A 5,122-nucleotide genomic window follows, 5' to 3' on the forward strand; every position below is an offset into this window, starting at 1 on the left:
GCCTGGCCCTACGCCTAGGCCGCTCCCGGCTTGTACTTAGGGCTGGAGCGCCCGCCATCGGGTGCTGGAACCCCGGGTTGTACCTAGGGCTGGAGCGCCCGCCATCGGGTGCTGGAACCCCGGGTTGTACCTAGGGCTGGAGCGCCCGCCATCGGGTGCTGGAACCCCGGGTTCAACCCTGGGTTCGCAAAGTCGGGTTGAGCGGTTATCGAAGGCGATTACAATGCCATCGCAATTCCGGAGGGGTCGCATAGTTTGGTCTAGTGCGCACGCTTGGAAAGCGTGTAAGGGGTTAAACCCTTCGAGGGTTCGAATCCCTCCCCCTCCGCCGAAGGCGGAGACCTACGCACGGAGTCAGCTTTGCTGACGGAAGCGGAGGGCCTCCGCACCGTTCCCACCAACCGCAAGGGCTCCGGTCCACCAATCGACCAAGAGAACCTCGATAGCCATCCAAACGGCGGCCTCGTCAGCCAAGACGTTGTTCCACCGGCCGCTCGGAAGGTGCCACCCGACCGACCCCGACGACTGGACACCAGGTCGTCACTTCCTTTTCCGAGCCACCCAATACCACGGCTAGCATTTCCGGTGGAGAGGTGACCGAGCGGTCGAAGGTGACAGTCTTGAAAACTGTTGAGGTTCACGCCTCCGCGGGTTCGAATCCCGCCCTCTCCGCCATGAATGACGAAGATCTCATGCGCCTGGCGCTCGATGAAGCTCGCCTGGCGCTCGAACACGGCGATGTCCCGATCGGGGCGGTCCTCCTGGGCCCAACCGGGGACATGGTTGCCCGTGATCACAACCGGCGCGAGGAACGTTCCGACCCGACCGCTCACGCCGAGATGCTGGTCCTCTCGGCCGGCGCTCAAGCCGCCGGTGACTGGCGGCTGACCGGGCATACCCTCGTTGTAACACTCGAGCCGTGCGCCATGTGCGCGGGAGCCGCAGTGAACTCCCGGGTCGATCGGATCGTCTACGGGGCAGCAGACCTCAAGGCCGGCGCAGCCTGGTCGCTCTACAACATCCCGCAGGACGCCCGCCTCAACCACCGTTGCGACCTCATCGCCGGAACGCTCGAAGCAGAGTGCGCGACCCTGCTGACCGAGTTCTTCGCGCAGCGTCGAACCTCATAGCACTGCCAAGGCAGCCACAGCCAACCGGTCCGCAGATGCCCGGCTTGTCGGAGATGGCGGCACCCTGACGCCCGCCGCTATCTCAGGACTTTTCAAGGGCGATACCCAATAGTCGAAACCGCTTGATTGGTCGATAGTGAGGTTACCAACACAAAGGAAGAACCACATGACTACTGCTACCACTCTCGAAAGCGCCCCACAGGTTTCGACTGAATCTCGTAACTGGGCAACGATGACCCACCTCTCGGGGTTCGTCGGACTATTCGGAATCCCCTCACTGTTCGGACCGCTGGCGGTTTGGCTACTGAAGAAGGACGACCCCTACGTCGTAGATGAGGCCATCGAAGCCCTCAACTTCAACATCTCGTTCCTGCTCTATGCCATTGCTGCCGGAATCTCGATCATCGCCCTCGTAGGGATAATTCTCCTCCCGGTGGTTCTCGTGACCTGGTTTGTCCTGACAATCGTCGCTGCCGTACGGACCTCCGACGGCGAGACGTATCGCTATCCCTTCACGATCCGGTTCGTGAACTGAGCCAAGACCATCCACGTGCAAGATGGCCCCAGCCGGAAAGCTGGGGCCATCTTCATACTCATGGTGCTGCTGAAGGCCATGACGGGGCAAGCATCCGATTGGTGGGAACCATGCGGAGGTCTCCGCCTTCGGCGGAGGGGGAGGGATTCGAACCCTCGAAGGGCGCAAACCCTTACGGCATTTCGAGTGCCGCGCACTAGACCGGCCTATGCGACCCCTCCGAATGACCGGGGCATTGTAATCGGCTCCAATACTCACTCAACCCCGCATCCACCAACCCAGGGTTGAACCCAGGGTTCCAGCGCCCGATAGTGGGCGCTCCAGCCCTAAGAACAACCCAGGGTTCCAGCGCCCGATTCCGGGAGCTGGGGCCCCAAGAACAACCCAGGGTTCCAACACCCGATGCCTGCACGGGGATGAACCAGTCCAGAAGAGCTATGTGCAGCCCGCCTTCGAGTGGGAAGGGGCAAGCGCAACCAGGTCGCCAGCTCGGATTGGGCTGTCCCACGTCACCCGCAACTTTCCGCTTAGGGCTGCTTCCTTCCGGATCTGACCCGCTTCACGGGGTCACGCCGCGTGGGACCCAATCTGTCAACACCGCGTGCCTGGCGCTAGACCTTGCTCAATACCACCCTCAGGCGGGCATTCGGCCCCGCATGAAGAGGACTTCGGGTACAGGACGCCCCTAGCCGCCCCACCTAGCACGCCGAAATAATAGCCCTCCGTTCACGTGACGGAATCGGCCCAACTCCACCCCGCCAATAGAATCAGCCGCGTGTACACCATCCGCCCGGCTAAACCCGAAGACAGATCGGATCTGGCCGCCTTCACCGAGAACACGTTCGAGTGGGGCGATTACATCGCCGACCGTTTCGACGACTGGTTGGCCGCCCCCGACGGACGTCTGCTCGTTGCCGAACACGCCGGTGAGGCCGTCGGAGTTGCCAGGGCGGCTTTGCTGTCACCGTCCGAGCTGTGGCTCCAAGGCAGTCGCGTTCATCCGGACCATCGGGGAAATCGTCTCAGCCAGCGCCTCTCAGACGAACTGACGAATTGGGGTGCCGGCAAAGGAGCCGAAGTTGTCAGGTTGTACGTCGAGGATTGGAATCAGGCACCCCAGCATCTCGTGGCGGCGAGCGGATATCGCCGGGTGTCGAGATGGCTATTCGGACAACGCGCCATCATCAATCAAGACCCCCAACCAACCGGCAACGGCGGTCGGCGGGTTCCGGGCGACGAGCGACTTCGACCGGCACCGAAAGCAGAAGCCGAACCGGCGTTCATGGCCTGGTCGACGAGTGACATCGGACGGGCCGCCCGGGGGTTATCCGCCAGGAACTGGACCTGGAAGCTGCTCACGATCGACGACCTGTCAGCGGCCGCCCCCGACGGAATGTTCCTGGAGAGTCCGTCGGGTTGGGCGCTGGCCGAACGGGTGGACAACCGCTTGGCGGTGTTCTGGCTGATGGCCAACCTCGAAGACTCCTACCGGCTGGTCCGGGCCGTGCTTGACCGGGCCATAGAAACCGCAGCCACCGAACTCGAATTCTGGATACCCGACACCGAACCCCTCCAAACTGCCCTCACGCGGATCGGATGTGACCTCGAGCCAGGCTCCATTTGGGAGCGGTCGCTCCGCTGACCAGGAAGCGACAGGGAGTCGCCTCAGATGATGCTGGGAAGCACGCGGTTGACCAGAAGGATTGTGCCCAACAGCCACACAACAAAGATGATGGCGAAATCGGCGTCTTCGCGGATGGTCGGCTTCCACATGCGCAACAAAACGGCGAGCGGAACACCCATGAGAAGCCCGAAGAAAAGACCCGCCCGACCCGTCTCTTCAATCACGGTCGTTGCCAACGTAAACGGAGTCGGAAGGCTCTCAAGGACGGTCGGGAGTAGGCCGGCCACCCACCCGACGGCGGCGACCACAACAAGAATCGAAACTGCGCGTGCAGCATTACTTTCAATAAGCCCGACGTTCTCACCTTCTCTCGGTGAAGTCAGCGGTCCCTCATTGGCGACTCCAAGAGCGAACGAACCAAAAACGCCAACCAGCAGGGCTGACCCGAACATGGCACCTGAGTTGTCCGTCAGTGATGGTTCCCCAACCCCAAACCCATCGAGCAACGTCGCAATAGCTATGGACAACAAACCAACTCCGATGATCATCATGCCGATGTCCAGGATCGCCCCGAACCCATGGCCGAAGATCCTGCCGATATCGAGCATCATGCGCCAACGAGACCGGGTCGGCGCCGGGGAATCGCCCTCGGGTGTGAGGCCGTAAGGCTCGCCGTAATACTCTCTGGTCGGTTCCGACACGATTGATTCAGGCGTCGCTGGCTCCGAGACGATCGGCGCGACATACGAAGCACCCAAAACGGTCGGCTCGTCGCCGGTGTTCTCGGTGTCGTCTCCCAGTGTCATTCAGACAGCCTAACGATCATCTTCCTGGACGGCTCGCCACAGCAGCTCAACCGGATGAACGATTTCGTATCCCTTTCCCAGATGGCTGCGCAATTGCATCTCGCACCCCGGATTGGCCGAGGCAACGACGTTGGCGCCTGATTGACGGACCTGGTCGGCTTTGGCCGCCCCGAGCTGGTGTGAGAGCTCCGGCTGGAGCAGGCTGTACATACCCGCCGCTCCGCAGCAGCGGCCGTCCGGATCGATCTCGACCGGCCGATAGCCGGCCGCCCGTACGATGTTGCGCGGTGCGTCAACGATCCGCTGAACATGGCGCAAGTGGCACGGGTCTTGCATGGCTACCGGGCCACGATCCACCGACGATTTTGGGATCCGACCCGACGTGATCGCTTGATCAATGAGTTCGGTGATGTCAAAAACCCGCTTCGAGAACAACTCGCCGGCCTGGCCGGCCCAGTGCTCGTAGTCCTTGAGGTGGGCGCCGCAGCCGGCCGAATCGACGGCCACGACATCAACGTTGGCGAAGGCGACGACATTTCTCTCGGCGAGTCGTTGCGTGTCCTTCACGTCGCCATCGTGGGCAGCCAGAGCCCCGCAGCAGGTTTGCATTGCCGGAACGACTACGTCATACCCGGCTCGCTGAAGCATGGCGATTGATGCGGCGTGTACATCGGAAAACCAGACGTCCATGACGCATCCGGTCAAAAACCCTGCCCGGCCAATCCGCTCTTCCAACGCCCGATAGTTTGAGCCGGGCTCGGCAGCTACCGGTTTAACCGGGCGGATTCCTGCAAAGCCACCCCTCAACAAGGAGGGCAGCACTTTGCCGACCCCGGTCTTCTGTCCCACCTTGACCGCCAACGTGGCCATGCGGAGCAGCCCCGGAGAGCCAAGCACCCTGCCCACCAGCAGGTGGCGAGCCGTGCGGGTCCGACTTGGCATCTGAGCAGCTAGTTCGGCTCTGGCACCCTCCATGGCTCGCCCGAATGGCACCAATGATGGGCAGACCACCTCACAGGCGCGGCAC

The 5,122-nt window shown here is 62.2% G+C and carries 5 protein-coding genes, 3 tRNA genes and 1 other RNA gene; 5 read left to right on the forward strand and 4 right to left on the reverse strand.

Features of this window, described 5'->3' with window-relative positions:
• Positions 1-239: 239 nt before the first annotated feature.
• From JJE47_13330 to JJE47_13345, 4 genes are all read left to right on the forward strand, one after another.
• Positions 240-328: transfer RNA gene (locus JJE47_13330), tRNA-Ser, on the forward strand.
• A gap of 259 nt (positions 329-587) precedes the next feature.
• Positions 588-675: transfer RNA gene (locus JJE47_13335), tRNA-Ser, on the forward strand.
• The gene (locus JJE47_13340; GenBank protein ID MBK5268409.1) at positions 675-1,130 is read left to right on the forward strand and encodes a nucleoside deaminase; all 456 of its coding nucleotides are present in this window, start codon (positions 675-677) and stop codon (positions 1,128-1,130) included. Before JJE47_13335 ends, JJE47_13340 begins: the two co-directional genes overlap by 1 nt.
• A gap of 166 nt (positions 1,131-1,296) precedes the next feature.
• Positions 1,297-1,665, forward strand: coding sequence for a DUF4870 domain-containing protein (locus JJE47_13345; protein ID MBK5268410.1), 369 nt, complete (start codon positions 1,297-1,299; stop codon positions 1,663-1,665).
• A 132-nt stretch (positions 1,666-1,797) separates the two neighbouring features.
• On the opposite strand, the gene JJE47_13350 is transcribed toward JJE47_13345, so the two are convergent.
• Both JJE47_13350 and ffs read right to left on the reverse strand, forming a co-directional pair.
• Positions 1,798-1,886, reverse strand: a tRNA-Ser gene (locus tag JJE47_13350).
• 216 nt (positions 1,887-2,102) lie between these two features.
• An RNA gene (ffs, locus tag JJE47_13355) (signal recognition particle sRNA large type) lies at positions 2,103-2,372 on the reverse strand.
• A gap of 68 nt (positions 2,373-2,440) precedes the next feature.
• On the opposite strand from ffs, the gene JJE47_13360 reads away from it, so the two are divergent.
• Positions 2,441-3,307, forward strand: coding sequence for a GNAT family N-acetyltransferase (locus JJE47_13360; protein MBK5268411.1), 867 nt, complete (start codon positions 2,441-2,443; stop codon positions 3,305-3,307).
• 23 nt (positions 3,308-3,330) lie between these two features.
• On the opposite strand, the gene JJE47_13365 is transcribed toward JJE47_13360, so the two are convergent.
• A complete protein-coding gene (locus JJE47_13365; GenBank protein MBK5268412.1) occupies positions 3,331-4,095 on the reverse strand; it encodes a hypothetical protein in 765 nt (254 codons plus the stop codon).
• A 9-nt stretch (positions 4,096-4,104) separates the two neighbouring features.
• The coding region (locus tag JJE47_13370; protein ID MBK5268413.1) for a (Fe-S)-binding protein at positions 4,105-5,122 on the reverse strand (1,018 nt) is incomplete at its 5' end.

This window comes from Acidimicrobiia bacterium (assembly GCA_016650365.1).
Lineage (GTDB): Bacteria > Actinomycetota > Acidimicrobiia > Spongiisociales > JAENVV01 > JAENVV01.